This window comes from Streptomyces syringium (assembly GCF_017876625.1).
Classification (GTDB): domain Bacteria; phylum Actinomycetota; class Actinomycetes; order Streptomycetales; family Streptomycetaceae; genus Streptomyces; species Streptomyces syringius.
In genome coordinates this window covers 1,566,084-1,592,631 of the sequence record NZ_JAGIOH010000001.1, presented here as the reverse complement: position 1 = coordinate 1,592,631, position 26,548 = coordinate 1,566,084, and the positions used below count along the sequence as shown (strand labels likewise).

Genomic DNA, 26,548 nt, shown 5'->3' with positions numbered 1-26,548 from the left:
GGAGAGACCGGTGTCAGACGTCCGTGTGATCATCCAGCGCGATTCCGAGCGGGACGAGCGTGTGGTGACGACGGGCACTACGGCCGCCGACCTGTTCGCCGGAGAGCGCACCATCGTCGCCGCCCGTGTCGCGGGCGAGCTGAAGGACCTCGCGTACGCGGTCGCCGACGGCGACGAGGTCGAGCCCGTCGAGATCTCCTCCGAGGACGGCCTCAACATCCTGCGCCACTCGACGGCCCACGTCATGGCCCAGGCCGTGCAGGAGCTCTTCCCCGAGGCCAAGCTGGGCATCGGCCCGCCGGTCAAGGACGGCTTCTACTACGACTTCGACGTCGAGAAGCCCTTCCACCCCGATGACCTCAAGGCCATCGAGAAGAAAATGCAGGAAATCCAGAAGCGGGGCCAGAAGTTCTCCCGCCGCGTGGTGACCGACGAGGCCGCCCGCGAGGAGCTCGCCGACGAGCCCTACAAGCTGGAGCTGATCGGCCTCAAGGGCTCCGCCTCGCACGAGGACGGCGCGGACGTCGAGGTGGGCGCCGGCGAGCTCACCATCTACGACAACCTGGACCCGAAGACCGGCGAGACGTGCTGGAGCGACCTCTGCCGCGGCCCGCACCTGCCGACCACCCGGTTCATCCCGGCGTTCAAGCTCATGCGCAACGCGGCGGCGTACTGGCGCGGCAGCGAGAAAAACCCCATGCTGCAGCGCATCTACGGCACCGCGTGGCCGACGAAGGACGAGCTGAAGGCGCACCTGGAGTTCCTCGCCGAGGCGGAGAAGCGTGACCATCGCAAGCTCGGTTCGGAGCTTGATCTCTTCTCCATCCCGGACGAGATCGGCTCGGGTCTCGCGGTCTTCCACCCCCGTGGCGGCATCATCCGCCGGGTCATGGAGGACTACTCGCGCCGGCGTCACGAGGAGGAGGGGTACGAGTTCGTCTACACCCCGCACGCCACCAAGGGCGCCCTCTTCGAGAAGTCGGGCCACCTGGACTGGTACGCCGACGGCATGTACCCCCCCATGCAGCTCGACGCGGGCACGGACTACTACCTCAAGCCCATGAACTGCCCGATGCACAACCTGATCTTCGACGCGCGCGGGCGTTCGTACCGTGAGCTGCCGTTGAGGCTGTTTGAATTCGGGACCGTGTACCGGTACGAGAAGTCGGGTGTCGTGCACGGCCTGACCCGTGCCCGTGGCTTCACGCAGGACGACGCGCACATCTACTGCACCCGCGAGCAGATGGCGGAGGAGCTCGACACGACGCTGACCTTCGTGCTCGACCTGCTCCGGGACTACGGTCTGAACGACTTCTACCTGGAGCTGTCCACCAAGGACCCGGAGAAGTTCGTCGGATCCGACGAGGCGTGGGAAGAAGCCACCGAGACCCTGCGCAAGGTCGCGGAGAAGCAGGGCCTCGAGCTGGTCGCCGACCCGGGCGGCGCGGCGTTCTACGGCCCGAAGATCTCGGTGCAGGCGCGGGACGCCATCGGCCGCACGTGGCAGATGTCGACCATCCAGCTCGACTTCAACCTGCCCGAGCGTTTCGACCTGGAGTACACCGGTGCCGACGGCACCAAGCAGCGCCCGGTCATGATCCACCGTGCGCTGTTCGGCAGCATCGAAAGGTTCTTCGCCGTTCTGCTGGAGCACTACGCGGGCGCGTTCCCGGCGTGGCTGGCCCCGGTCCAGGCGGTCGGCATCCCGATCGGTGACGGGCACGTCGAGTACCTGCAGGACTTCGCCGCCGAGGCGAAGAAGAAGGGCCTGCGGGTCGAGGTCGACGCTTCGTCGGACCGGATGCAGAAAAAGATCAGGAACCACCAGAAGGCCAAGGTCCCGTTCATGATCATCGTCGGTGACGAGGACATGGCCGCGGGCACGGTGTCCTTCCGCTACCGGGACGGGTCGCAGGAGAACGGGATTGCCCGTGACCAGGCCATCGCGAAGCTCGTTGACGTGGTGGAGCGCCGCGTCCAGGTGTGACTTGCTCCCCGTGCGAGCGGGGTGATCCGGATGCGATCGGCCGGACTTGGCAGATGACAACGTGCTCCCCGCACCCGCGGGGATTCCGAGGGGCGGCCCATCAGGGCCGCCCCTCGGCGCATCTTCACCCGCCCGGGGAATATGCTGCTCAACATGACGACTGAGCCGGAACAGCAGATCGGAGTCGGGACGCCGGACGCGTTCCAGCGCCTGTGGACGCCCCACCGGATGGCGTACATCCAGGGTGAGAACAAGCCGACCGGCCCCGGTGCCGACGACGGCTGTCCGTTCTGCTCGATTCCCGAGAAGAGCGACGAGGACGGGCTGATCATCGCCCGAGGTGAGCGCGTGTACGCGGTGCTCAACCTCTACCCGTACAACGGCGGGCACCTCATGGTCGTCCCCTTCCGGCACATCGCCGATTACACGGAGCTCGACGACGCCGAGACCCTGGAGCTCGCGGAATTCACCAAGCGGGCCATGGCCGCCCTGCGGGCCGCCTCCGGGGCGCACGGGTTCAACATCGGCATGAACCAGGGCAGCGTGGCCGGCGCCGGTATCGCCGCCCACCTGCACCAGCACATCGTGCCGCGCTGGGGCGGGGACACCAATTTCCTGCCCGTCATCGGCCACACCAAGGTGCTGCCCCAACTGCTCGCCGACACGCGGAAGATGCTCGCGGACGTCTGGCCGACCGTCTGACCTCGTCATACCGCCGTAAGGCGAGGACACGCCTCGCCTAAAACGGGCAAATCGCCCCAATTCTTTACAAAGAAGCTCTAATGGTGCGGTGACCTTCCTTCACCGCCGCACAGTGCTGCGCGCGGCCGCGAGCGGCGCCCTCGCCGGGGCCGCGGGGGCGGCCGCCGCGGGCTGCGCGGGGCGCGACGGGACCGCCGACGGTGGCGCGGCGGCCAGGGGCCCGGCGGCGTCGACGCCGGCCGAGGCGGCCAAGAAGCCCGACGCGCCCCGGCCGCCGGTGCTGCCCCCGCTGCCCGCCGGGCTGCCCGCCCAGATCGAGCACGGCCCGCGCACCGGGAACGCGGTGGCGCTCACCTTCCACGGCCAGGGTGATCCGAAGACGGCCACGGACATGCTGGCGGCGGCCGAACGGGCCGGGGCGCGGCTGACCGTGCTGGCCGTCGGTGACTGGCTGGACGCGGAGCCGGGGATGGCGCGCCGGGTGCTCGACGGCGGGCACGAGCTGGGCAATCACACCATGCGCCATCTGGACATCTCCACGATGAGCGCCACGGAGGCCGCCGCCGAGATCCGTGAGTGCGCCGAGCGGTTGCGGTCGCTCACGGGCGGGGTCGGCCGCTGGTTCCGGCCGTCGCGCACGCGGTACGCCACCGATCAGGTGGCCCGGCTCGCACGCGAGGCCGGATACCCGCACGTCCTGTCGTACGACGTGGACTCCCTGGACTTCACCGACCCGGGCGCGGAGGCGGTCCGGCGTACCGTGTTGGACGCGGTGCGGCCAGGGTCGGTCGTGAGTCTGCACTTCGGGCACGCCGGCACGGTCGCCGCGCTGCCCGCGATCCTCGACGGCTTGCACCGCCGCGGTCTGCGCGCGGTGACGACTACGGAGCTGCTGACCCGATGATCCTCCTCTCGCACCACCGTTCCCGCCCCCGTCCGCGGGGGGCCCGCCGGGCCGCGCTGCTGGCGGCCGCCTGTGCGTTGCTGGCCGCCGGCTGTGGTGGCACCGCCTCCAACGAGGCGGCGGACGGCTCGCACCGGGGCGCGCACCATCAGAAGGCGGCCGCGCCGCCCGGGCTGCCCGGCATGCCTCCGGTGCTCGACCCGAACGACCTGTACGCGGCCGACCGGCCGAACGCCCTGTCTCCCGTGGTGAAGAACTTTCCGTCGCGGGTGTACGTGCCCAATACCGAGTCCGACACGGTCAGCGTTATCGACCCGAAGACGTACAAGGTCATCGAGACGATCCCGGTCGGCGTGCAGCCGCAGCACGTGGTGCCGTCGTGGGACCTGAAGACGCTGTGGGTCAACAACAACCGCGGACACACTCTTACGCCCATCGATCCGGCCACCGGCAAGGTGGGGGAGACCGTCGAGGTCCACGACCCGTACAACCTGTACTTCACGCCGGACGGCAAGTACGCGGTGGTGATGGCGTCGATGGACCGGGAGCTGGTCTTCCGTGACGCGCACACGATGGAGCGCAAGCGCACGGAGCCGGTGACGTGTGCGGGGGTCAATCACGCGGACTTCTCGCCGGACGGGAGGTACTTCGTCGTCTCGTGCGAGTTCTCCGGGGAGCTGCTCAAGGTCGACACGGCGAAGATGAAGGTCATCGGTCAGCAGAAGCTGCCGTTCAAGGGGGCGATGCCGCAGGACGTGAAGATCTCGTCGGACGGCAAGACCTGGTACATCGCCGACATGATGGCCGACGGTGTGTGGGTGCTGAACGGCGACAAGTTCACCAAGCCCTGGCTGATGCCGACGGGCAAGGGCGCTCACGGGCTCTATGTGAGCCGGGACTCGAAGTCGATGTACATCTCCAACCGGGGTGAGGGCTCGGTCTCGGTGCTGGACCTGCCGAGCCGCAAGCTGGTGAAGAAGTGGGAGCTGCCGGACGGTGGCAGCCCGGACATGGGCGGGGTGTCGGCGGACGGCAAGGAGCTGTGGCTGTCCGGCCGCTACGACTCCGAGGTGTATGTGATCGACACCCGGGACGGTCACCAGATCGCCCGGATCCCGGTGGGTGACGGGCCGCACGGGCTCGCCTTCTATCCGCAGCCGGGCCGCTATTCGCTGGGCCACACGGGCATCTTCCGCTGACGGCTTCCCGGGTCGGGCACAGTCCCTGACCCACAGTCAGGCCCCGGGACCGTTTTGGTCCCGGGGCCTTGTCCTGTGTCACCCGCCGGTGTCTGGATCAGGCGTTGTAGACGTCGGCCTGAGTGGGCTTCACGTCCTGGATCGCGACGCTGAGCGAGCCCGCGCGCTTGCCGAAGTGCTCGGTGTCCACGCCGTTCTCCTTCAGGACGCGCAGGGCGGCCTCGTGGACCACGCGCAGGACGGGGGTGGCGGCGCGCAGTGCGTCGTCGGCCATGAAGCGGTGCCGCCAGGGCTTGTCGGCCCAGGCGTGGCGGAGGCCGAAGGGCTCGGGGAGGACGAGCTTGCCGCCCCAGTACTCCAGCAGGGGCGGGTACCAGGTGAGGGGGGCGCGGGCGGCGAGCCGTACGACCTCGCGGGGGGCGACGACGGGCAGGGTCACGGTCCGGGTCTCCCAGAACTTGAGGCCCTTTTTGAAGGTCTTGGTGCGGTTCTTGGGCTTGCCGTTGAACAGGGAGTGGGTGGGGCCGAGGGCGTGGCCGGTGACCTCGATGCGCAGCGTCTTGTGCAGGACGGTGACGGTGATGAGGAGGGTGATGACCAGCTGGCCGTCCCAGAGGACGAACTGGACGCCCAGGTAGTGGCGGTCGCCGCTGCCGAACTGCTGCTCGTTGCAGATCTTCTGGAGCTCCGCGCCGCGTATCTGGAAGGCGCCTTCGGTCCCTTCGGGCCGGGAGACGGCGGTCGCGCCCTCGCCGATGGGGGAGACGACCCAGTGCTCGACGAAGGGCGGGGTGAAGCCGCCGGTGTGGACGGGGCTGCGCTCGAGGAGGCGCAGCTGGTCGTGGATGGCGCGGATGACGTCCCAGCTGCGGAAGGGGTTGATTTCCTTGTCCGGGTCGAGGGGGATGAGCTCTTCGGCGAGCTGCCAGCTGCCCCAGCGGGTGCCCATGCCGAGTATGCCCTTGGGGCCGGCGTAGAAGACGATGTTGCTCCGCTGGTCGGCGCTGAGCCGCTCCAGGCTCTGGCGCAGTCGCTCGGCGGCGGTCTCGCCGGGGCTCTGGGGGACGGCTTCGGGGACCTTCGCGGCGACGCCGCCGCCGCTGAGCAGGCCGGTCCAGGCGCTGCGGAGGTCCTTGGCGGTGCGCTCGCAGATGCGCTTGGCCCACAGTCCGCCGATGACGGGGGCGATGACCATGGCCCGGATGTAGATGCCCCAGAAGCCGTGGACGGGCAGTTTGACCAGGAGGATGACGGCGATGATGCCGAGGGCGGTCAGCAGGAGGGTGCTGAGGGCCCCGGCGCGCTTGTTCTGTGCTCCGGCGAGCACGCGGCGGAGCTGGAAGACGCCGAGCCAGAGCAGGACGCCGGGGAGGAAGAGCACCCCGCAGACGGCCATGATGAGGGTCAGTCTGGCGTCGCGCTGTTTGCGGATGCGGTTGGCGGCGAGGCAGTGCTCGACGACGGGCCGGGGTTCGAGGCCGAAGGACTGGATGAGGGGTTTGCCGCCGAGCATCCGCTGCTGCACGGCGCGGGAGAAGGCTTCGCCCAGGTTGGGTTCGAAGAGGGCGATGCGGGGTTTCTTGACCTCGGAGGTGGCCCAGTCGGAGTTGGCCTTGAGCAGTTCCTCGACGGAGTCGTCGCGGTAGGCGGCGGAGGCCAGGGCCTGCGTCGCCGCGGTCTGTCCGGCGGCCCCCGTGAGGGGGATCTGCGCGCCCGGACTGAAGTCGAACGGGTCCCCTGCTGCCACTGTTGCCCCCAATGCCGCGCATTCCCGATGCTGCGACGTGCTCCCGACTACGGCCCGGTTGTCTACGTTATGGGGCCGCGTGCTCAGCGTAACGGGTGGGGTGCCGCCTGTCGTGGGAGATCGGAAAGCCGCCCGCCTCCGGCCAGTTGGGGCGGGCGGCTTGTGAACTATGCGCCGTTCTCGGCCTGTTCGCGGACGCGGTCCGCGACATTGGGCGGCATGGGTTCGTGCCGGGCGTAGGAGCGGCTGAAGCGTCCGGTGCCGTGCGAGAGGGAGCGCAGGTCCACCGCGTAGCGGTCGATCTCGATCTCCGGGACCTCGGCCCGTACGAGGGTGCGGCCGTCTCCGGACTGCTCGGTTCCGACGACGCGGCCGCGGCGGCCGGAGAGGTCGCTCATCACCGGGCCGACGTAGTCGTCGGAGACCAGGACCCGTACCTCGGCGACGGGTTCGAGGAGGTGGATGCGGGCCTCGGCGGCGGCTTCGCGCAGGGCGAGGGCGCCCGCGGTCTGGAAGGCGGCGTCGGAGGAGTCCACCGAGTGGGCCTTGCCGTCGAGGAGGGTGATCCGGACGTCGACGAGGGGGTGGCCGGCGGCGACGCCGCGGGCCGCCTGGGCGCGGACGCCCTTCTCCACCGAGGGGATGAACTGGCGGGGCACCGCGCCGCCGACGACCTTGTCGACGAATTCGATGCCGGAGCCGCCGGGCAGGGGTTCGACCTCGATCTCGCAGATGGCGTACTGGCCGTGGCCACCCGACTGTTTGACGTGCCGTCCGCGCCCCGCGGCCTTGGAGCCGAAGGTCTCGCGCAGGGACACCTTGTACGGCACGGCGTCGACGCGTACGCCGTAGCGGGTGCGCAGCCGTTCCAGGGCCACGTCGCGGTGGGCTTCGCCCAGGCACCACAGGACGACCTGGTGGGTGTGCGGGTTGTGTTCCAGGCGCATGGTGGGGTCTTCGGCGACCAGCCGGGCCAGGCCTTGGGAGAGCTTGTCCTCGTCGGCTTTGCTGTGGGCCTGGATGGCGACGGGCAGCAGGGGGTCGGGCATCTCCCAGGGTTCCATCAGGAGCGGGTCGCCCTTGGCGGAGAGGGTGTCGCCGGTCTCGGCGCGGGTGAGTTTGGCGACGCAGGCGATGTCGCCGGCGATGGCCTGGTTGAGCGGCCGCTGGTGTTTGCCGAAGGGCGAGGAGAGGGCGCCGACGCGTTCGTCGACGTCGTGGCTCTCGTGGCCCCGGTCCTCCAGCCCGTGTCCGGAGACGTGCACCGTCTCGTCGGGGCGCAGGGTGCCGGAGAAGACGCGGACCAGGGAGATCCGGCCGACGTACGGGTCCGAGGAGGTTTTGATCACCTCTGCGGCGAGGGGTCCGGCGGGGTCGCACTCCAGGGGCGGGCGCGGGGCGCCGCCGGGAGTGGTGACGACGGGGGTGCGGCGCTCGGGCGGGGTGGGGAAGGCGCCGGTGATCAGCTCCAGCAGCTCGATGGTGCCCAGGCCCGCCTTGGCGCCCTCGGCGGCGGGGGCGGCGGCGAGGACCGGGTGGAAGGTGCCGCGGGCGACGGCCCGTTCCAGGTCCTCGACGAGGGTCTTGACGTCGATGTCCTCGCCGGTGAGATAGCGGTCCATGAGGGTCTCGTCCTCGCTCTCGGCGATGATCCCCTCGATGAGCTTGTTGCGGGCCTCCTCGATCAGCGGCAGTTGGTCGGGGGAGGGCGCGGTGTCCGTCCGGGTTCCCGAGGAGTAGTCGAGGATCCGCTGGGAGAGCAGGCCGATGAGGCCGATCACGGGGTGGTGCCCGTCGGGCCCCTCCGCGCCGCGCAGCGGCAGATACAGCGGCAGTACGGAGTCGGGGGAGTCGCCGCCGAAGGCGTCGCGACAGGTGCGGGTCATCTCCTCGAAGTCCGCGCGGGCCGCTTCCAGATGGGTCACCACGATCGCGCGGGGCATGCCGACCGCCGCGCACTCCTCCCACACCGTGCGGGTCGCGCCGGCGATGCCTTCGGTGCCCTCGGCCGCCGAGACGACGAAGAGGGCCGCGTCCGCGGCGCGCAGACCGGCCCTCAGCTCGCCGACGAAGTCGGCGTAGCCGGGTGCGTCCAAGAGGTTGATCTTGATTCCGGCCCATTCGACAGGGACCAGGGACAGCTGTACGGAGCGCTGCTGGCGGTGTTCCATCTCGTCGTAGTCGGAGAGGGCCGCGCCGTCCTCGACCCGGCCCGCGCGGTTGATCGCGCCGGTGGCCAGGGCCAGGGCCTCCACCAGCGTCGTCTTCCCGGATCCGCTGTGGCCGACCAGCACCACGTTCCTGATGCGGCTGGGCCGGTCGGCCGACGCTGCCCTGCCCGCGGCCCCTGGATGTGTGCTCGTCTTCTCGCCCATGTGTCTCGCCTCCCGGTCGACACCTGCGGTCCTTCGAGCTTTCCACCGTGGTCACGCTGCGTCCATACGTCGAACACGGGACCGCCACCGCCGGCCGGGCGCGCGGCCGCCGTCGGCGGGAGGGGGCGGCTCCGGTCTCCCGGGCGCGTGCGACGGCCCCGGCACAGCCGCGGACCTGCGGGTTCGGGCCCGGGGGCCCGCCGGGTGGGCCGGGCGCGGCCGCCCCCGGCCGGACGCCGGTGGGACTGTTCTACGGGGCCCGCCGTGGGACGACGGGTTCCGGCCTGCTTTCCGGCCGCTTTCCGGGTTCGGCGGTCCGGGGGCGCACGTGATCTTCCGCATGCAGCGTGATCTTCCGCATGCCGCGGGCCCCCGGGGCGGCCTCCGGGGCACCGGGCCCGCGACGGGCGGGGCCGCCGCCGGGCCGCCCGGGATCGGCCGCCGGCCCGGGCCCGTTGGCCCAGGTGGCACGAAGGCGGCCGGCCGTTCACCGCCGTACGGGTGTGACCTGCGCCTTGGGCCCCACGAGTGACGCGTGCGCGGCGGGCCCCGGGCGCCTGGCTACGATGGGCCAGCCGGTGGCCTTCCGACCACCCGGCCCGACACGACCCTTCGGGAAGGCCATGCTGAACAAGTACGCGCGTGCGTTCTTCACGCGTGTTCTCACGCCGTTCGCCGCCCTGCTCATCCGCCTGGGCGTCAGCCCCGACGCGGTGACCCTCATCGGTACCGGCGGTGTGATGGCGGGCGCGCTGGTCTTCTACCCCCAGGGTGAGTTCTTCTGGGGCACGGTCGTCATCACGCTGTTCGTCTTCTCGGACCTGGTCGACGGCAACATGGCCCGTCAGCTGGGCCGCTCCAGCCGGTGGGGCGCCTTCCTCGACTCCACCCTCGACCGGGTCGCCGACGCGGCGATCTTCGGCGGGCTCGCGCTCTGGTACGCCGGGCGGGGCGACAGCCTCACCCTGTGCGCGGTGACGATCTTCTGCCTCGCCAGCGGCCAGGTGGTCTCGTACACCAAGGCACGCGGCGAGAGCATCGGCCTGCCGGTCAATGTCAACGGCCTGGTCGAGCGCGCCGAGCGGCTCGTCATCTCCCTGGTGGCCTGCGGCTTCTCCGGACTGCACAAGTTCGGCGTCCCGCACATCGACAAGCTGCTGCCCATCGCCCTGTGGATCGTGGCCGTCGGCAGCCTGGTCACCATGATCCAGCGAGTGGTGACCGTGCGCCGTGAGGCCGCCGAGGCGGACGCGGTGCCGGCCGGCGGGGGCGAGACCGGGTGAAGGAGAAGCTGACCGACGCGCTGTACGGGCTCGGCTGGGCCACGGTCAAGAAGCTTCCCGAGCCGGTCGCCGTGCGGCTGGGCCGGCGGATCGCGGACACCGTCTGGAAGCGGCGCGGCGCGGGCGTGCTGCGCCTGGAGTCCAACCTCGCCCGCGTGGTGCCGGACGCGGGCCCGGCGGAGCTCGCCCGGCTGTCCCGGGCGGGCATGCGCTCGTACACCCGCTACTGGATAGAGTCCTTCCGGCTGCCGGCCTGGAGCAGGAGCCGCATCCGTGACGGCTTCACGCCCGAGGGCCTCCACCATCTGGAAGACGCCCTGGCGGCCGGGCGCGGCGCTGTCATCGCCCTGCCCCACATGGGCAACTACGACCTCGCCGGGGCCTGGGTCACCACCAAGCTCGGGGTGCCCTTCACCACGGTCGCCGAGCGGCTCAAGCCCGAGACGCTCTACGACCGGTTCGTGGCCTACCGCGAGGGGCTCGGCATGGAGGTCCTGCCGCACGCGGGCGGCAGCGCCTTCGGGACGCTCGCCCGGCGGCTGCGCTCGGGCGGACTGGTCTGCCTGGTGGCCGACCGTGATCTGTCCTCCTCCGGCATAGAGGTCACCTTCTTCGGCGAGGCGACGAAGATGCCCGCCGGACCCGCGATGCTCGCGGTGCAGACCGGCGCGCCGCTGATGCCGGTCACCCTCTGGTACGACGGTTCGCCGGTCATGAAGGGCCGGATCCACGCACCGGTCGAGGTGCCCGCCACGGGCACCCGGGCCGAGAAGGCCGCGGCGATGACGCAGGGCATGGCCGACGCCTTCGCCTCCGGCATCGCAGAGCACCCGCAGGACTGGCACATGCTCCAACGGCTGTGGCTCGCCGATCTCGAGCCGCGGACCGGTCGCGCCGACCAGAGCTCGGGAACGGGGAAACGTTGAGGATCGGGATCGTCTGCCCGTACTCGTGGGACGTGCCCGGCGGGGTCCAGTTCCACATCCGGGACCTCGCCGAGCACCTCATCCGGCTGGGCCACGAGGTGTCGGTGCTGGCCCCGGCGGACGACGAGACGCCGCTGCCGCCGTTCGTCGTCTCGGCGGGCCGTGCCGTGCCCGTGCCGTACAACGGCTCGGTGGCGCGGCTCAACTTCGGTTTCCTCTCCGCCGCGCGGGTGCGCCGCTGGCTCCACGACGGCGACTTCGACGTCATCCACATCCACGAGCCGACCTCGCCGTCGCTGGGCCTGCTGGCCTGCTGGGCCGCGCAGGGGCCGATCGTGGCGACCTTCCACACCTCCAACCCCCGCTCCCGCGCGATGATCGCCGCGTATCCGATCCTGCAGCCCGCGCTGGAGAAGATCAGCGCGCGGATCGCGGTGAGCGAGTACGCGCGCCGGACGCTCGTCGAGCACCTCGGCGGTGACGCGGTGGTCATCCCCAACGGCGTCGACGTGGACTTCTTCGCCCGCGCCGAGCCCAAGCCGGAGTGGCAGGGCCGGACGATCGGCTTCATCGGCCGTATCGACGAGCCCCGCAAGGGCCTGCCCGTCCTGATGCGCGCCCTGCCGAAGATCCTCGCGGAGTGCCCGGACACGAGGCTGCTGGTTGCCGGGCGCGGTGACGAGGAGGAGGCCGTCGCGAGCCTGCCGGCCCGGATGCGCGAACGCGTGGAGTTCCTCGGCATGGTCAGCGACGAGGACAAGGCGCGGCTGCTGCGCAGCGTCGATGTGTACGTGGCGCCCAACACCGGCGGCGAGTCCTTCGGCATCATCCTGGTCGAGGCGATGTCGGCGGGCGCGCCCGTCCTCGCCAGCGATCTGGACGCCTTCGCCCAGGTCCTGGACCAGGGCTCGGCGGGCGAGCTGTTCGCCAACGAGGACGCCGACGCGCTCGCCGCGGCGGCCCTGCGCCTCCTCGCCGACCCCGCGCACCGCACCGGACTGAGCGAACGGGGCAGCAAGCACGTGCTCCGCTTCGACTGGTCCCGGGTCGGGGCGGACATCCTGGCCGTCTACGAGACGGTCACCGCGGGCGCGGCCTCGGTGGCCGCCGACGAACGCGTCAGCCTCCGCGCCCGCTTCGGCCTCGCCAGGGATTAGGGCCCGTCCGGCGGGCCGGGTCCGGGCTGAGCCCATCCCGGACCCGGCCCGCCGCCGCGGGCGGCACCGACGGCCCGCGGAGCGACGCGCGGCGAGCGGTAACGTGAGGCCGCGTGACCACACTCATCTGGATCGCGGCCGCTCTGGTCGTCATCGGCGTCTACTTGAGCTGGACAGCCGGCCGGCTGGACCGGCTGCACAGCCGTATCGACGCCGCGCGGGCGGCGCTGGACGCCCAGCTGCTGCGGCGGGCCTCGGTCGCCCAGGAACTCGGTACCGCCTCGGTCCTCGATCCCGCCTCCTCCATCGTTCTCTACCAGGCCGCGCACGCCGCCCGGCAGGCCGAGGAGGAGCACCGCGAGGTCGCCGAGAGCGAGCTGAGCCAGGCGCTGCGGGCCGTCTTCGCCGAGGCGCCGCAGGTCGAGGCCGTACGGCAGGCGCCGGGCGGTGAGGAGTCACTGCGGGAGCTGACGGAGGCCGTACGCCGGGTGCCGATGGCCCGGCGGTTCCACAACGACGCGGTGCGCGCCGCGCGGGCCGTGCGCAGGCACCGGGTGGTGCGCTGGTTCCGGCTCGCCGGGCACGCGCCGTTCCCCCTCGCCTTCGAGATGGACGACGAGCCTCCGGTGGCGCTCGGCGACCGGGCGGGCCACTAAGAAGCCACCGGCCTCGGATTGGCCCTTTTTCCCCGGCCGCGGCCCTGGGTTGTATGAGGGTGCAGTATTGCCGCCGCCCTTGATAGTGAGGTCACCATCGTGTCCAGCACGACCACCAGCACGTCCGCCAACCCCGAGACCGGCACCGCGCGCGTCAAGCGCGGCATGGCCGAGCAGCTCAAGGGCGGCGTGATCATGGACGTCGTCAACGCCGAGCAGGCGAAGATCGCCGAGGACGCGGGCGCCGTCGCGGTCATGGCGCTGGAGCGGGTTCCGGCCGACATCCGCAAGGACGGCGGCGTGGCCCGGATGTCGGACCCGAACATGATCGAGGAGATCATCGGCGCCGTCTCCATCCCGGTCATGGCCAAGTCCCGCATCGGCCACTTCGTCGAGGCCCAGGTGCTGCAGTCCCTCGGCGTCGACTACATCGACGAGTCCGAGGTCCTCACCCCGGCCGACGAGATCAACCACAGCGACAAGTGGGCCTTCACCACCCCCTTCGTCTGCGGTGCCACCAACCTGGGCGAGGCCCTGCGCCGCATAGCCGAGGGCGCGGCCATGATCCGCTCCAAGGGCGAGGCCGGCACCGGCAACGTCGTCGAGGCCGTCCGTCACCTGCGCCAGATCAAGAACGAGATCGCCCGTCTGCGCGGCTACGACAACAACGAGCTGTTCGCCGCCGCCAAGGAGCTGCGCGCCCCGTACGAGCTGGTCAAGGAGGTCGCCGAGCTCGGCAAGCTCCCCGTGGTGCTGTTCTCCGCCGGTGGCGTCGCCACCCCCGCCGACGCCGCGCTGATGCGCCAGCTCGGCGCCGAGGGCGTCTTCGTCGGCTCGGGCATCTTCAAGTCCGGCGACCCGGCCAAGCGCGCCGCCGCCATCGTGAAGGCCACCACCTTCTTCGACGACCCGAAGGTCATCGCGGACGCCTCCCGCAACCTGGGCGAGGCCATGGTCGGCATCAACTGCGACACCCTCCCCGAGTCGGAGCGCTACGCCAACCGCGGCTGGTAGTCCCGTCGTCTTCCCCGTGTGGGCGGTCCCCTTCGGCGGGGCCGCCCACCGGCCGTAGAAAGTGTTTGAGAGGTACCACCGTGTCCACTCCCGTCATCGGCGTACTCGCTCTGCAGGGCGATGTCCGCGAACACCTCATCGCCCTCGCCGCGGCGGACGCCGTCGCCCGCCCGGTCCGCCGACCCGAGGAGCTCGACGGCCTCGACGGCCTGGTCATACCCGGCGGCGAGTCCACCACCATGTCCAAGCTCGCGGTGGCCTTCGGCATGCTGGAGCCGCTGCGGGAGCGGGTGAAGGCCGGGCTGCCGGTCTACGGCACCTGCGCCGGCATGATCATGGTCGCCGACAAGCTGCTGGACGGGCGGGAGGACCAGGAGACCCTCGGCGGCATCGAGATGATCGTGCGCCGTAACGCGTTCGGGCGGCAGAACGAGTCCTTCGAGGCGGCCGTCGAGGTGGCCGGTATCGAGGGCGGGCCGGTCGAGGGCGTCTTCATCCGCGCCCCGTGGGTGGAGTCCGTCGGCGCCCAGGTCGAGGTGCTCGCCCGGTACGACGGGCACACCGTCGCCGTGCGGCAGGGCAATGTCCTGGCCACGTCCTTCCACCCCGAGCTGACCGGCGACCACCGGGTGCACGCCCTGTTCGTCGAGATGGCCCGGCAGAGCGTGGGTACGGTGGGCGCCACGACGTGAACCGGTCCCGGTAGGATCTCAGTCGTTCGTTAAGTAATTGGTTACGCGAAGGAGACAGGCGGATGTCCGGCCACTCTAAATGGGCTACGACGAAGCACAAGAAGGCCGTGATCGACGCCAAGCGCGGCAAGCTCTTCGCGAAGATGATCAAGAACATCGAGGTGGCGGCCCGTACGGGCGGCGCCGACCCGGCCGGTAACCCGACGCTCTTCGACGCCATCCAGAAGGCCAAGAAGAGCTCGGTCCCCAACAAGAACATCGACAGTGCCGTCAAGCGCGGCGCGGGTCTCGAAGCCGGCGGCGCCGACTACCAGACCATCATGTACGAGGGCTACGGGCCGAACGGCGTCGCGGTGCTCATCGAGTGCCTCACCGACAACCGCAACCGCGCCGCCTCCGACGTGCGCGTCGCCATGACCCGCAACGGCGGCTCGATGGCCGACCCCGGCTCGGTGTCGTACCTCTTCAACCGCAAGGGCGTCATCATCGTCCCCAAGGGTGAGCTGAGCGAGGACGACGTCCTGGGCGCGGTCCTCGACGCGGGTGCCGAAGAGGTCAACGACCTCGGCGAGACCTTCGAGGTCGTCAGCGAGGCCACCGACATGGTCGCGGTCCGCACCGCCCTCGTCGACGCCGGCATCGACTACGACTCGGCCGACGCCAACTTCCTGCCGACCATGCAGGTCGAGCTGGACGAGGACGGCGCGCGCAAGATCTTCAAGCTCATCGACGCGCTGGAGGACAGCGACGACGTGCAGAACGTCTTCGCCAACTTCGATGTCTCCGACGAGGTCATGGCCAAGGTCGACGCCTGATGGCCGACGCCTGATCTCCGCGAACAGAGCACGACGGGCCGACGGACACACTCCGTCGGCCCGTCGCTTTGTCAGTGGCAGCCGATAGCCTGCACAAACAGCTGACCGAAGGGAGGGCCGCGATGCGGGTGTTGGGTGTGGACCCGGGGCTGACGCGCTGTGGCGTCGGTGTGGTGGACGGCGTCGCCGGCCGACCGCTGACCATGGTCGGCGTCGGTGTCGTGCGGACCCCGGCGGACACCGACATCGCCGAGCGGCTCGTCCTCGTCGAGCAGGGCATCGAGCAGTGGCTGGACGAGTTCCGGCCCGAATACGTCGCCGTGGAGCGCGTGTTCAGCCAGCACAATGTCCGCACGGTCATGGGCACCGCCCAGGCCAGCGCCGTCGCCATGCTCTGTGCCGCCCGCCGCGGACTGCCCGTCGCCCTGCACACCCCCAGCGAGGTCAAGGCGGCCGTCACCGGCTCCGGCCGGGCCGACAAGGCACAGGTCGGCGCCATGGTCACCCGGCTGCTGCGGCTCGACGCGCCGCCCAAGCCGGCCGACGCCGCCGACGCCCTGGCCCTGGCCATCTGTCACATCTGGCGGGCCCCGGCGACCAACCGCCTCCAGCAGGCCGTCGCCGCCCACCGCCGCACCCACCGGCTGCCGGATGCGGCCGTACGAACCCTGAAGGGCAGCGCATGATCGCCTTTGTCTCCGGGCCGGTCGCGGCCCTCGCACCCGACACCGCCGTCATCGAGGTCGGCGGCGTCGGCATGGCTGTCCTGTGCACCCCGAACACGATCTCCACGCTCCGCATCGGCCAGCAGGCCAAGCTCGCGACGTCCCTCGTCGTGCGCGAGGAGTCCCTGACCCTCTACGGCTTCGCCGACGACGACGAGCGCCAGGTCTTCGAGCTGCTGCAGACGGCCAGCGGCGTCGGTCCGCGGCTGGCCCAGGCCATGCTCGCGGTGCACGACCCCGATGCCCTGCGCCGTGCCGTCTCCACCGGCGACGAGAAGGCGCTCACCGCCGTGCCCGGCATCGGGAAGAAGGGCGCACAGCGCCTGTTGCTCGAGCTCAAGGACCGCCTCGGCGACCCGGTCGGCCCCGGCGGCCCCGCCCGCAGCGGTGCCTCCGCCGCCGGGAGCTGGCGCGAGCAACTGCTCGCCGCGCTGGTGGGCCTCGGCTACGCCGCCCGGGAGGCGGAGGAGGCGATGGAGACGGTGGCACCGCAGGCCGAGGCGGTGACCGCCGACGGTGGCACACCGCAGGTCGGCCAGCTGCTGCGTGCGGCGCTGCAGAGCCTGAACCGGGCCCGCTGACGGAGGGGCCTCAGCCCTTCCCGCCGCCCGGGAGGCCCGGGCGGACCCCGATCAGCCACCGGCGGCCCGACCGTGCCGCCCCGCACCATTACCGACCGTGAGGTTCAACCCGTGAACTGGGACGACGAGTCCGCCCCCGAGACAGACGGCCCGTACGCCGCAGGCGACCGGCTGGTCGGGTCCCTCGCCGACGGCGAGGACCAGGCCGTCGAGGCGGCCCTGCGCCCCAAGGACCTCGACGAATTCGTCGGGCAGGAGCGGGTCCGCGAGCAGCTCGACCTCGTGCTCCGCGCCGCCCGCCAGCGCGGAGCCACCGCCGACCACGTCCTGCTCTCGGGCGCGCCCGGGCTCGGCAAGACCACCCTCTCGATGATCATCGCCGCCGAGATGGGCGCCCCCATCCGCATCACCTCCGGCCCCGCCATCCAGCACGCCGGCGACCTGGCCGCGATCCTGTCCTCCCTCACCGAGGGCGAGGTCCTCTTCCTCGACGAGATCCACCGCATGTCCCGGCCCGCCGAGGAGATGCTGTACATGGCGATGGAGGACTTCCGCGTCGACGTCATCGTCGGCAAGGGCCCCGGCGCCACCGCCATCCCGCTGGAGCTGCCGCCCTTCACCCTCGTCGGCGCCACTACCCGGGCCGGACTGCTGCCGCCCCCGCTGCGGGACCGCTTCGGTTTCACCGGGCACATGGAGTTCTACGCCCCGGCCGAGCTCCAGCGCGTCATCCACCGCTCGGCCCGTCTCCTGGACGTGGAGATAGAGGGCGACGGGGCCGCCGAGATCGCCGGCCGCTCCCGCGGCACCCCGCGCATCGCCAACCGGCTGCTGCGCCGGGTGCGCGACTACGCCCAGGTCAAGGCCGACGGTGTCGTGACACGCGAGATCGCCGCCCAGGCGCTGAATGTCTACGAGGTCGACGGCCGGGGCCTGGACCGGCTGGACCGGGCCGTGCTGACCGCGCTGCTCAAGCTCTTCGGTGGCGGCCCCGTCGGCCTGTCCACCCTCGCCGTCGCCGTCGGCGAGGAGCGCGAGACGGTCGAGGAGGTCGCCGAGCCCTTCCTCGTCCGGGAGGGTCTGCTGGCCCGTACCCCCCGGGGCCGGGTCGCGACCCCGGCGGCCTGGGCGCACCTCGGTATGGTGCCGCCCCAGCAGGCCGCGGGCGGCCCCGGCCAGCAGGGACTCTTCGGCGGGTGACGGCGCGGGGACTTCTCGCCTCAGGAACCCCGGTGCCATGCTGAGCGTTGTTCGTTAGGCGCGGACTCGCTTAGACTCCGCCGATGCCGTCCGTATCGGTGCGGCATACCACCCCCGAAGACCAGGCCGCCCCCCTGCGGTCGTGTGAAGGAAACCCCGCCCCGTGAATATCGTGACTCTCCTGCCGTTCATCGTGCTCATCGGGGCCATGTTCCTGATGACGCGATCGGCCAAGAACAAGCAGCGCCAGGCCGCGCAGATGCGCGACCAGATGCAGCCGGGCACCGGTGTGCGGACGATCGGCGGCATGTACGCGACCGTCAAGGAGATCAGCGAGGACTCCGTGCTCCTCGAGGTCGCCCCGGGCGTCCACGCGATCTACGCGAAGAACTCCATCGGCGCCGTCCTGGAGGACGAGGAGTACAACCGCATCGTCCACGGCATCGAGCCCGACGAGACCGAGGTCCCCGACGACGCCTCCTCGCTGACCGAGGGCGACGCCCCGGCCGACGAGAAGAAGATCGACCTCGGCAAGGAGGCCCCCGAGGCCGCGGCCGACAAGGCTGACAAGGCCGACGAATCGGGCGAAGCCTCGGCGAAGGACGCCAAGCGGGACGGCGACGCCGACGCCAAGTAACCCCTTCAAGGAACCGCGGAACACCCACCGAGCGGTGTGCCGCGGTTCTCTTACGGTCTAGGCTCCGGCGGGGGGCAAGTCCCCACAACACATCGTGGCCGTCCGGCGAACACCCGACGCCCGGCGGTTGGACAGGGAGAAACGACAAGGTGGCAGCACCGAAGAAGGGCCGCAGGTCCCCGGGCGGCCAGGGCAGGCCGGGCCGCGTCCTGGCCCTGATCCTGATCGCCATGGTGGCGCTCATCGGGGGCATGTTCGCCTCCGGCGACACCACGCCACGATTGGGCATCGATCTCGCGGGCGGCACCAGCTTCACGCTGGAAGCCAAGAACGAGCCCGGCAAGCCCAACGCGATCAACAAGACCAACATGGACACCGCGGTCGGCATCATGGACCGGCGTGTCAACGGTCTGGGCGTCTCGGAATCCGAGGTGCAGACGCAGGGCGCGAAGCACATCATCGTGAACATCCCCAAGGGGACGAACGCGAAGCAGGCCCGTCAGCAGGTCGGTACCACCGCCAAGCTGGGCTTCCGCCCCGTCCTGACCTCGGCCCCCGGGGTCAAGTCCCCCGAGCCCAAGCCGAGTGCCTCGGTCGGCGACAAGGACAAGGACAAGGCCAAGGACAAGGACGACAAGAGCAAGGACGACAAGACCAAGCCGTCCGGCTCGTCCTCCGCGTCCGCCAGCCCCCAGGGCCGCGCCGTCACCGACGCCCTCAAGGCCAACCCCGCGGTTGACCCGAGCGCCTCGGCCAAGGACGGCAAGGCCGGGTCCGACAAGAAGGACCCGAAGGCGCCCACGCCCACGCCGGCCCCGGGTGACGTCGCCGCGCTGCAGAAGCAGCTCGCGGCGCTCGACTGCTCCACCCCGGCGTCCCGCGCCAAGGCGAGCGAGGCGGCGGCCGCCGCCAAGGCCAGCGACCCCATCGTCGCCTGCAAGACCGACGGCTCCGCCAAGGAGATCCTCGGTCCGGTGGCCGTCGAGGGCACCGGCGTGGACAAGGCCTCCGCCGTCATCGACACCCAACAGGGCAAGGGCTGGATCGTCCAGCTCAAGTTCACCAAGGACGGCGCCAAGAAGTTCGCCGACGTCACGGGCAAGCTGGCGACCCAGCAGCCCCCGCAGAACCAGTTCGCGATCGTCCTGGACGGCGAGGTCGTCTCCGACCCCTCGGTGACCAGCTCCATCGCCGGCGGCCAGGCGGAGATCTCCGGCGGGTTCACCCAGGAGAGCTCCCGGGACCTCGCCAACGTGCTGTCCTACGGTGCGCTGCCGCTGTCCTTCGACGTCGTCACCGAGACCACGGTCAGCCCCGCGCTCGGCGGTGAGCAGCTGCGCGCCGGTCTGATCGCCGGTGCCATCGGCCTCATCCTCGTGATCATCTACCTGGTGGCGTACTACCGCGGACTGGCGCTCGTCGCCCTGGCCAGCCTCCTGGTCTCCGCGATCCTCACCTACACGATCATGGTGCTGCTCGGTATCGCCCTCGGCTTCGCGCTGAACCTGCCGGCCGTCTGCGGTGCCATCGTGGCGATCGGCATCACCGCCGACTCCTTCATCGTCTACTTCGAGCGGATCCGGGACGAGATCCGGGAGGGCCGGTCCCTGCGCCCGGCCGTCGAGCGTGGCTGGCCGCGTGCCCGTCGCACCATCCTGGTCTCCGACTTCGTCTCCTTCCTCGCCGCCGCGGTGCTCTTCATCGTCACCGTCGGCAAGGTGCAGGGCTTCGCGTTCACGCTCGGTCTGACCACACTCCTCGACGTCGTCGTGGTCTTCTTCTTCACCAAGCCGCTCATGACGCTCCTCGCGCGCCGCAAGTTCTTCGCCAGCGGCCACCCGTGGTCCGGTCTGGACCCCAAGCGTCTCGGCGTCAAGCCGCCGCTGCGGGCCTCCCGCCGCCCCGCCGCCCCCGTCGACCCCAAGGAGGCGTGAGATGTCGAAACTCGGAAACCTCGGCGCCCGGCTCTACCGCGGTGAGGTCGGCTACGACTTCGTCGGCAAGCGGATGATCTGGTACGGCATCTCGATCCTCATCACCATCACGGCCATCGTCGGCCTGTCGGTGCGTGGCCTGAACATGGGCATCGAGTTCTCCGGCGGCGCGGTCTTCAACACCCCGAAGACCGCGGTCTCGGCCACCCAGGCCCAGCACGTCGCGGAGGAGACCTCCGGGCACACCGCCATCGTGCAGAAGCTCGGCGACCGCACGCTGCGCATCCAGGTCAGTGAACTGACCACGGAGCAGTCGCGGGCAACGCAGGAGGCGCTGGCCAAGAAGCTCGACGTCCCGCTGGACAAGATCAACACCGATATCGTCGGCCCCAGCTGGGGCGACCAGATCGCCAACAAGGCCTGGACCGGCCTGGCGATCTTCATGATCCTGGTGGTGATCTACCTCGCGATCGCCTTCGAGTGGCGCATGGCGCTCGCCGCCCTCGTCGCCCTGATCCACGACCTCACCATCACCGTCGGGATCTACGCCCTCGTCGGCTTCGAGGTCACCCCGGGCACCGTGATCGGTCTGCTGACCATCCTCGGTTACTCCCTCTACGACACCGTCGTCGTCTTCGACGGTCTCAAGGAGGGCGCGAAGGACATCACCAAGCAGACCCGCTTCACCTACAGCGAGATCGCCAACCGCAGCCTCAACTCGACCCTGGTGCGTTCGATCAACACCACGGTCGTGGCGCTGCTGCCGGTCGCCGGCCTGCTCTTCATCGGCGGCGGTTTCCTCGGCGCGGGCATGCTCAACGACATCTCGCTCGCCCTGTTCGTCGGCCTCGCGGCCGGCGCGTACTCCTCGATCTTCATCGCCACCCCGCTGGTCGCCGACCTCAAGGAGCGCGACCCGCAGATGAAGGCCCTGGCCAAGCGGGTGCGTGCCAAGCGCGCCGCCGCGGCCGCCAAGGGCGAGTCGGGCACGGAGCAGCCGCAGGACGCGGTGGACGGGCAGGACGCCGAGGGTGACGACGAGGACGACACGGCCGCGGCCGGCGTCGTCGGCCCCCGCCGTCAGTCGGCGGGCCGGGGCGGCCGTGACGGCCGCGGTGGCCGCGGCCGTCCGTCGGGGAAGCGCCGATGAGCGCGGCGCTCACCGGCGGGGCCGGTACGGAGCTGCGTGAGCTGCTCCTCGACCGGATCCACGACGTGCCGGACTACCCGAAGCCGGGCGTGATGTTCAAGGACATCACCCCGCTGCTCGCCGACGCCCGGGCGTTCGGCGCGCTGACCGACGCCCTCGTCGAGCTGTGCGAGCGGTACGACGCGGACAAGGTCGTGGGCCTGGAGGCCCGCGGCTTCATCCTCGCCGCCCCGGTCGCCGTCCGCGCCGGGCTGGGCTTCGTGCCCGTCCGCAAGGCGGGCAAGCTGCCCGGCGCGACGCTGGCCCAGGCCTACGACCTGGAGTACGGCACCGCCGAGATCGAGATCCACGCCGACGCGCTGCGCGCCGGCGACCGGGTGCTGGTCATCGACGACGTGCTGGCCACCGGCGGTACGGCCGAGGCGTCGCTGCGGCTCATCCGCCGCGCCGGCGCCGAGGTGGCCGGTGTGGCCGTCCTGATGGAGCTCGGCTTCCTCGACGGCCGGCAGCGGCTGGCGGACGCCCTCGAGGGCGCCCCGCTGGAGGCACTGATCACGGTCTGATCCATTGCCGGACGTCATGGAACCGCGCAAACCGGTCCAGGGCGGCCGCAGGGGCCCGGAAAACGGGCCCGCGAGGCCACGAGGCGGGCATCGGGGAGAACCCGGTGCCCGCCTCGCGCGTCTCTTCGGGTGCCGGGCCAGCGGGAGCGATCCGGCCGGGATCGATACCATGGCAGTCCGGACCTGATCGGGGGGCCGGACCCCGCATGAGGAGTGCTCTTGCCAGACAAGGCCCAGCCGCTCACCGCCGCACAGTCGGACCAGTCGTCTCCCGAGGCCGCGGCGGCCAAGGGCACGCCCGCGGGCCGCCCCCACAGCGGTGCGCCCGAGTCCGGCTCCACGGCCGGGGGACAGAGCGCGGCGCAGCCGAACACCCCCGCCGCCGAACCCCGCCACGAGGCCGCCTCCCGACCCGAGGCGCCCACCCCGGCCGCCCGGCCGCGTACCTCCGGCGACAAGCCGGCCACCGTCGCGGGCGCCGGGCCGGTCCGGCCCGCGCCCCCGCAGGGCCCCACGCCCCGCCCCGGTTCCTCCAGCCGCGTCCGGGCCCGCCTCGCCCGCCTCGGCGTCCAGCGCTCCAGCCCGTACAACCCCGTCCTCGAACCGCTGCTGCGCATCGTCCGGGGCAACGACCCCAAGGCCGACGTCACGACCCTGCGCCAGATCGAGCGGGCCTACCAGGTCGCCGAGCGCTGGCACCGCGGCCAGAAGCGCAAGAGCGGCGACCCGTACATCACCCACCCCCTCGCCGTCACCACGATCCTCGCCGAGCTGGGCATGGATCCGGCCACCTTGATGGCGGGGCTGCTGCACGACACCGTCGAGGACACCGAGTACGGCCTGGACGACCTGCGCCGGGACTTCGGCGACCAGGTCGCGCTCCTCGTCGACGGCGTCACCAAGCTCGACCGGGTGCAGTTCGGCGAGGCCGCGCAGGCCGAGACCGTGCGCAAGATGGTCGTCGCCATGGCCAAGGACCCGCGCGTCCTGGTCATCAAGCTCGCCGACCGCCTGCACAACATGCGCACCATGCGCTACCTCAAGCGGGAGAAGCAGGAGAAGAAGGCCCGCGAGACCCTGGAGATCTACGCCCCGCTGGCACACCGGCTGGGCATGAACACCATCAAGTGGGAGCTGGAGGACCTCGCCTTCGCGATCCTCTACCCCAAGATGTACGACGAGATCGTCCGCCTCGTCGCCGAGCGGGCCCCCAAGCGCGACGAATACCTGGCCATCGTCACCGACGAGGTCCAGGCCGATCTGCGCGCCGCCCGCATCAAGGCCACCGTCACCGGCCGCCCGAAGCACTACTACAGCGTCTACCAGAAGATGATCGTGCGAGGCCGTGACTTCGCCGAGATCTACGACCTGGTGGGCATCCGCGTCCTCGTCGACACCGTCCGCGACTGCTACGCGGCGCTCGGCACCGTCCACGCCCGGTGGAACCCGGTCCCGGGGCGGTTCAAGGACTACATCGCGATGCCCAAGTTCAACATGTACCAGTCGCTGCACACGACGGTCATAGGGCCCAGCGGGAAGCCCGTCGAGCTGCAGATCCGCACGTTCGACATGCACCGCCGCGCCGAGTACGGTATCGCCGCGCACTGGAAGTACAAGCAGGAGGCCGTCGCCGGAGCGTCCAAGATCCGCACGGACGTCCCCAAGAATGCCGGCAAGAACCAGGACACCGTCAATGACATGGCCTGGCTGCGGCAGTTGCTCGACTGGCAGAAGGAGACGGAGGACCCGGGCGAGTTCCTGGAGTCCCTGCGCTTCGACCTCTCGCGCAACGAGGTCTTCGTCTTCACGCCCAAGGGCGACGTCATAGCGCTCCCGGCCGGTGCCACACCGGTCGACTTCGCCTACGCCGTGCACACCGAGGTCGGCCACCGCACGATAGGCGCCCGGGTCAACGGGCGGCTCGTGCCGCTCGAATCGACCCTGGACAACGGCGACCTGGTGGAGGTCTTCACCTCCAAGGCGCCGGGCGCCGCGCCCTCGCGCGACTGGCTCGGCTTCGTCAAGTCGCCCCGCGCCCGCAACAAGATCCGCGCCTGGTTCTCCAAGGAGCGCCGCGACGAGGCCATCGAGCAGGGCAAGGACGCCATCGCGCGGGCCATGCGCAAGCAGAACCTGCCGATCCAGCGGATCCTCACCGGTGACTCGCTCGTCACCCTCGCGCACGAGATGCGCTACCCCGACATCTCCTCGCTCTACGCCGCCATCGGCGAGGGCCACGTCGCGGCCCAGGGCGTCGTGCAGAAGCTCGTCCAGGCCCTCGGCGGCGAGGACGCGGCGACCGAGGACATCGAGGAGTCCGCACCGATCCGCGGCCGCTCCAAGCGCCGCTCCAGCGCCGACCCGGGCGTGGTCGTCAAGGGCGTCGACGACGTCTGGGTGAAGCTGGCCCGCTGCTGCACCCCGGTTCCCGGCGACCCGATCATCGGCTTCGTCACCCGGGGCAACGGCATCTCGGTCCACCGCGCCGACTGCGTCAACGTCGACTCGCTCTCGCAGCAGCCCGAGCGGATCCTCGAGGTCGAGTGGGCGCCCACCCAGTCCTCGGTCTTCCTGGTCGCCATCCAGGTGGAGGCGCTGGACCGGTCCCGGCTGCTGTCGGACGTCACCCGGGTGCTGTCCGACCAGCACGTCAACATCCTCTCCGCCGCCGTGCAGACCTCCCGCGACCGGGTCGCCACCTCGCGCTTCACCTTCGAGATGGGCGACCCCAAGCACCTGGGCCACGTCCTGAAGGCGGTGCGCGGCGTCGAGGGCGTCTACGACGTCTACCGCGTCACCTCCGCCCGCAGGCCGTAACCGGCGCACACGAAAAGACGGCCCCGACGAGAACCGTCGGGGCCGTCTTTTCGTACGCGATGGGCGCCTACCGTCAGCCGCCGAACTCCTCCAGGCCCTTCAGGGCCTGGTCCAGCAGCGCCTTGCGGCCCTGGAGCTCCTTGGTGAGCTTGTCCGCCTTGGCGTCATTGCCCGCGGCCCGCGCCTTGTCGGCCTGCTCCTGGAGCTTGTCGACCGCGGCCTGGAGCTGACCCGTCAGACCGGCCGCACGGGCCCGCGCCTCCGGGTTCGTCCGCCGCCACTCGGCCTCCTCGGCCTCCTGGATGGCGCGCTCGACCGCGTGCATCCGGCCCTCGATCTTCGGCCGGGCGTCCCGCGGCACATGACCGATGGCCTCCCAGCGCTCGTTGATCGAGCGGAAGGCGGCCCGCGCCGCCTTCAGGTCCGCCACCGGCAGCAGCTTCTCCGCCTCGGCGACCAGCTCCTCCTTGCGCGTGAGGTTGCCCGCCTGCTCGGCGTCACGCTCGGCGAACACCCCGCTGCGCGCCTGGAAGAAGACGTCCTGCGCACCGCGGAAGCGGGTCCACAGATCGTCCTCGGACTCGCGCTGCGCACGGCCCGCGGCCTTCCAGTCCGCCATCAGCTCGCGGTAGCGCGCGGCCGTCGGGCCCCAGTCCGTGGACCCGGAGAGCGCCTCGGCCTCGGCGACCAGCCTCTCCTTGGTCTTACGGGCCTCCTCGCGCTGCGCGTCCAGCGAGGCGAAGTGCGCCTTGCGCCGCTTGGAGAACGCCGAGCGGGCGTGCGAGAAGCGGTGCCACAGCTCGTCGTCCGCCTTGCGGTCCAGCCGCGGCAGGCCCTTCCAGATGTCGACCAGGGCGCGCAGCCGCTCGCCCGCCGACCGCCACTGCTCGCTCGCCGCCAGCTCCTCGGCCTCGGCGACCAGCTTCTCCTTGGCCGTACGCGCCTCGTCGGACTGCTTGGCCTTCGCCGCCTTGCGCTCCTCGCGGCGCGACTCGACGGCGGTGACCAGCTTGTCGAGCCGCTCCCGCAGCGCCTGCAGATCGCCGACCGCGTGGTGCTCGTCGACCTGCTTCCGCAGGTGGTCGATCGCGGTCATCGCGTCCTTGGCGGACAGGTCGGTGGTCCTGACCCGGCGCTCGAGGAGGCCGATCTCGACGACCAGGCCCTCGTACTTGCGCTCGAAGTAAGCGAGGGCCTCCTCGGGAGACCCCGCCTGCCACGAGCCGACGACCTGCTCGCCGTCGGCGGTACGCACGTACACAGTCCCCGTCTCATCGACGCGGCCCCATGGGTCGCTGCTCACAGCGCCTCCTCCACATGATGCCGGGGCCGGCGTGCGACCCGCGGGCATCGTCCACAGTTTGTTCCGGCAGGGCCGCGCCCTGACCGGTCCGACGGCTTGTCATTGGGGTGCGGGTCGCCGTCGGATCAGGCACCCTACACAACGCAAACATAGGCGACCGGTGGCCTGGCTGTCCGTATCC

Annotated in this window: 22 protein-coding genes; 19 read left to right on the top strand and 3 right to left on the bottom strand. The window is 71.0% G+C overall.

The genetic code is table 11. The features are described from left to right. Window positions 1-10 precede the first annotated feature (10 nt). The 4 genes from thrS (at window position 11) to JO379_RS06935 (ending at window position 4,792) form a co-directional block, all read left to right on the top strand. Window positions 11-1,987 carry a threonine--tRNA ligase gene (gene thrS / locus JO379_RS06950; protein WP_130876901.1) on the top strand — a complete coding sequence of 659 codons (1,977 nt, stop codon included), beginning with the start codon at window positions 11-13 and terminating at the stop codon, window positions 1,985-1,987. Between the two features lie 141 nt (window positions 1,988-2,128). Next, a complete protein-coding gene (locus JO379_RS06945; RefSeq protein WP_184733586.1) occupies window positions 2,129-2,689 on the top strand; it encodes an HIT family protein in 561 nt (186 codons plus the stop codon). Window positions 2,690-2,777: 88 nt separating this feature from the next. Further along, window positions 2,778-3,593 (top strand): polysaccharide deacetylase family protein, encoded by an 816-nt coding sequence (locus JO379_RS06940; protein ID WP_130876899.1) that lies wholly within the window; start codon window positions 2,778-2,780, stop codon window positions 3,591-3,593. Further along, window positions 3,590-4,792: a YncE family protein gene (locus JO379_RS06935; protein WP_130876898.1), complete on the top strand. Its 1,203-nt coding sequence runs from the start codon at window positions 3,590-3,592 to the stop codon at window positions 4,790-4,792. Before JO379_RS06940 ends, JO379_RS06935 begins: the two co-directional genes overlap by 4 nt. A gap of 97 nt (window positions 4,793-4,889) precedes the next feature. Here JO379_RS06935 and JO379_RS06930 read toward each other — a convergent pair whose 3' ends face one another. Then, a complete protein-coding gene (locus JO379_RS06930; protein ID WP_130876897.1) occupies window positions 4,890-6,539 on the bottom strand; it encodes an AbeC-like domain-containing protein in 1,650 nt (549 codons plus the stop codon). Between the two features lie 167 nt (window positions 6,540-6,706). After that, window positions 6,707-8,914 carry an elongation factor G-like protein EF-G2 gene (locus tag JO379_RS06925; protein ID WP_130876896.1) on the bottom strand — a complete coding sequence of 736 codons (2,208 nt, stop codon included), beginning with the start codon at window positions 8,912-8,914 and terminating at the stop codon, window positions 6,707-6,709. Between the two features lie 623 nt (window positions 8,915-9,537). Between JO379_RS06925 and pgsA the strand changes: the two genes are divergently transcribed. The 15 genes from pgsA (at window position 9,538) to JO379_RS06850 (ending at window position 25,064) form a co-directional block, all read left to right on the top strand. Further along, entirely contained in the window at window positions 9,538-10,197 is a 660-nt protein-coding gene (pgsA, locus tag JO379_RS06920) for a phosphatidylinositol phosphate synthase (RefSeq protein ID WP_165451502.1), read from the top strand. Beyond that, window positions 10,194-11,123 (top strand): phosphatidylinositol mannoside acyltransferase, encoded by a 930-nt coding sequence (locus JO379_RS06915; RefSeq protein ID WP_130876894.1) that lies wholly within the window; start codon window positions 10,194-10,196, stop codon window positions 11,121-11,123. Before pgsA ends, JO379_RS06915 begins: the two co-directional genes overlap by 4 nt. Next, the gene (locus JO379_RS06910) at window positions 11,120-12,280 is read left to right on the top strand and encodes a glycosyltransferase family 4 protein (RefSeq protein ID WP_130876893.1); all 1,161 of its coding nucleotides are present in this window, start codon (window positions 11,120-11,122) and stop codon (window positions 12,278-12,280) included. Before JO379_RS06915 ends, JO379_RS06910 begins: the two co-directional genes overlap by 4 nt. A gap of 113 nt (window positions 12,281-12,393) precedes the next feature. Beyond that, window positions 12,394-12,936: a LemA family protein gene (locus tag JO379_RS06905; protein ID WP_130876892.1), complete on the top strand. Its 543-nt coding sequence runs from the start codon at window positions 12,394-12,396 to the stop codon at window positions 12,934-12,936. Between the two features lie 99 nt (window positions 12,937-13,035). Then, on the top strand, window positions 13,036-13,950 hold the full coding sequence (pdxS, locus tag JO379_RS06900) for a pyridoxal 5'-phosphate synthase lyase subunit PdxS (RefSeq protein WP_130876891.1): 915 nt from the start codon (window positions 13,036-13,038) through the stop codon (window positions 13,948-13,950). A gap of 80 nt (window positions 13,951-14,030) precedes the next feature. Further along, window positions 14,031-14,642 (top strand): pyridoxal 5'-phosphate synthase glutaminase subunit PdxT, encoded by a 612-nt coding sequence (gene pdxT, locus JO379_RS06895; RefSeq protein WP_130876890.1) that lies wholly within the window; start codon window positions 14,031-14,033, stop codon window positions 14,640-14,642. Between the two features lie 62 nt (window positions 14,643-14,704). Continuing rightward, entirely contained in the window at window positions 14,705-15,457 is a 753-nt protein-coding gene (locus JO379_RS06890; RefSeq protein ID WP_130876889.1) for a YebC/PmpR family DNA-binding transcriptional regulator, read from the top strand. A 122-nt stretch (window positions 15,458-15,579) separates the two neighbouring features. After that, entirely contained in the window at window positions 15,580-16,143 is a 564-nt protein-coding gene (gene ruvC / locus JO379_RS06885) for a crossover junction endodeoxyribonuclease RuvC (RefSeq protein WP_130876888.1), read from the top strand. Then, entirely contained in the window at window positions 16,140-16,763 is a 624-nt protein-coding gene (ruvA, locus tag JO379_RS06880; RefSeq protein WP_130876887.1) for a Holliday junction branch migration protein RuvA, read from the top strand. The genes ruvC and ruvA overlap by 4 nt, the downstream gene beginning before the upstream one ends. 111 nt (window positions 16,764-16,874) lie before the next feature. Continuing rightward, the gene (ruvB, locus tag JO379_RS06875; protein ID WP_130876886.1) at window positions 16,875-17,963 is read left to right on the top strand and encodes a Holliday junction branch migration DNA helicase RuvB; all 1,089 of its coding nucleotides are present in this window, start codon (window positions 16,875-16,877) and stop codon (window positions 17,961-17,963) included. Window positions 17,964-18,126: 163 nt separating this feature from the next. Next, window positions 18,127-18,600 carry a preprotein translocase subunit YajC gene (gene yajC, locus JO379_RS06870; protein ID WP_209514349.1) on the top strand — a complete coding sequence of 158 codons (474 nt, stop codon included), beginning with the start codon at window positions 18,127-18,129 and terminating at the stop codon, window positions 18,598-18,600. 149 nt (window positions 18,601-18,749) lie between these two features. Then, window positions 18,750-20,534 carry a protein translocase subunit SecD gene (gene secD / locus JO379_RS06865; RefSeq protein WP_209514347.1) on the top strand — a complete coding sequence of 595 codons (1,785 nt, stop codon included), beginning with the start codon at window positions 18,750-18,752 and terminating at the stop codon, window positions 20,532-20,534. Between the two features lies 1 nt (window position 20,535). Then, entirely contained in the window at window positions 20,536-21,684 is a 1,149-nt protein-coding gene (gene secF / locus JO379_RS06860; protein WP_130876883.1) for a protein translocase subunit SecF, read from the top strand. Beyond that, a complete protein-coding gene (locus tag JO379_RS06855) occupies window positions 21,681-22,247 on the top strand; it encodes an adenine phosphoribosyltransferase (RefSeq protein WP_130876882.1) in 567 nt (188 codons plus the stop codon). Before secF ends, JO379_RS06855 begins: the two co-directional genes overlap by 4 nt. Window positions 22,248-22,466: 219 nt before the next feature. Next, entirely contained in the window at window positions 22,467-25,064 is a 2,598-nt protein-coding gene (locus JO379_RS06850; protein WP_130876881.1) for a RelA/SpoT family protein, read from the top strand. A 73-nt stretch (window positions 25,065-25,137) separates the two neighbouring features. On the opposite strand, the gene JO379_RS06845 is transcribed toward JO379_RS06850, so the two are convergent. Further along, entirely contained in the window at window positions 25,138-26,367 is a 1,230-nt protein-coding gene (locus tag JO379_RS06845) for a DUF349 domain-containing protein (RefSeq protein WP_130876880.1), read from the bottom strand. Between the last annotated feature and the right edge of the window lie 181 nt (window positions 26,368-26,548).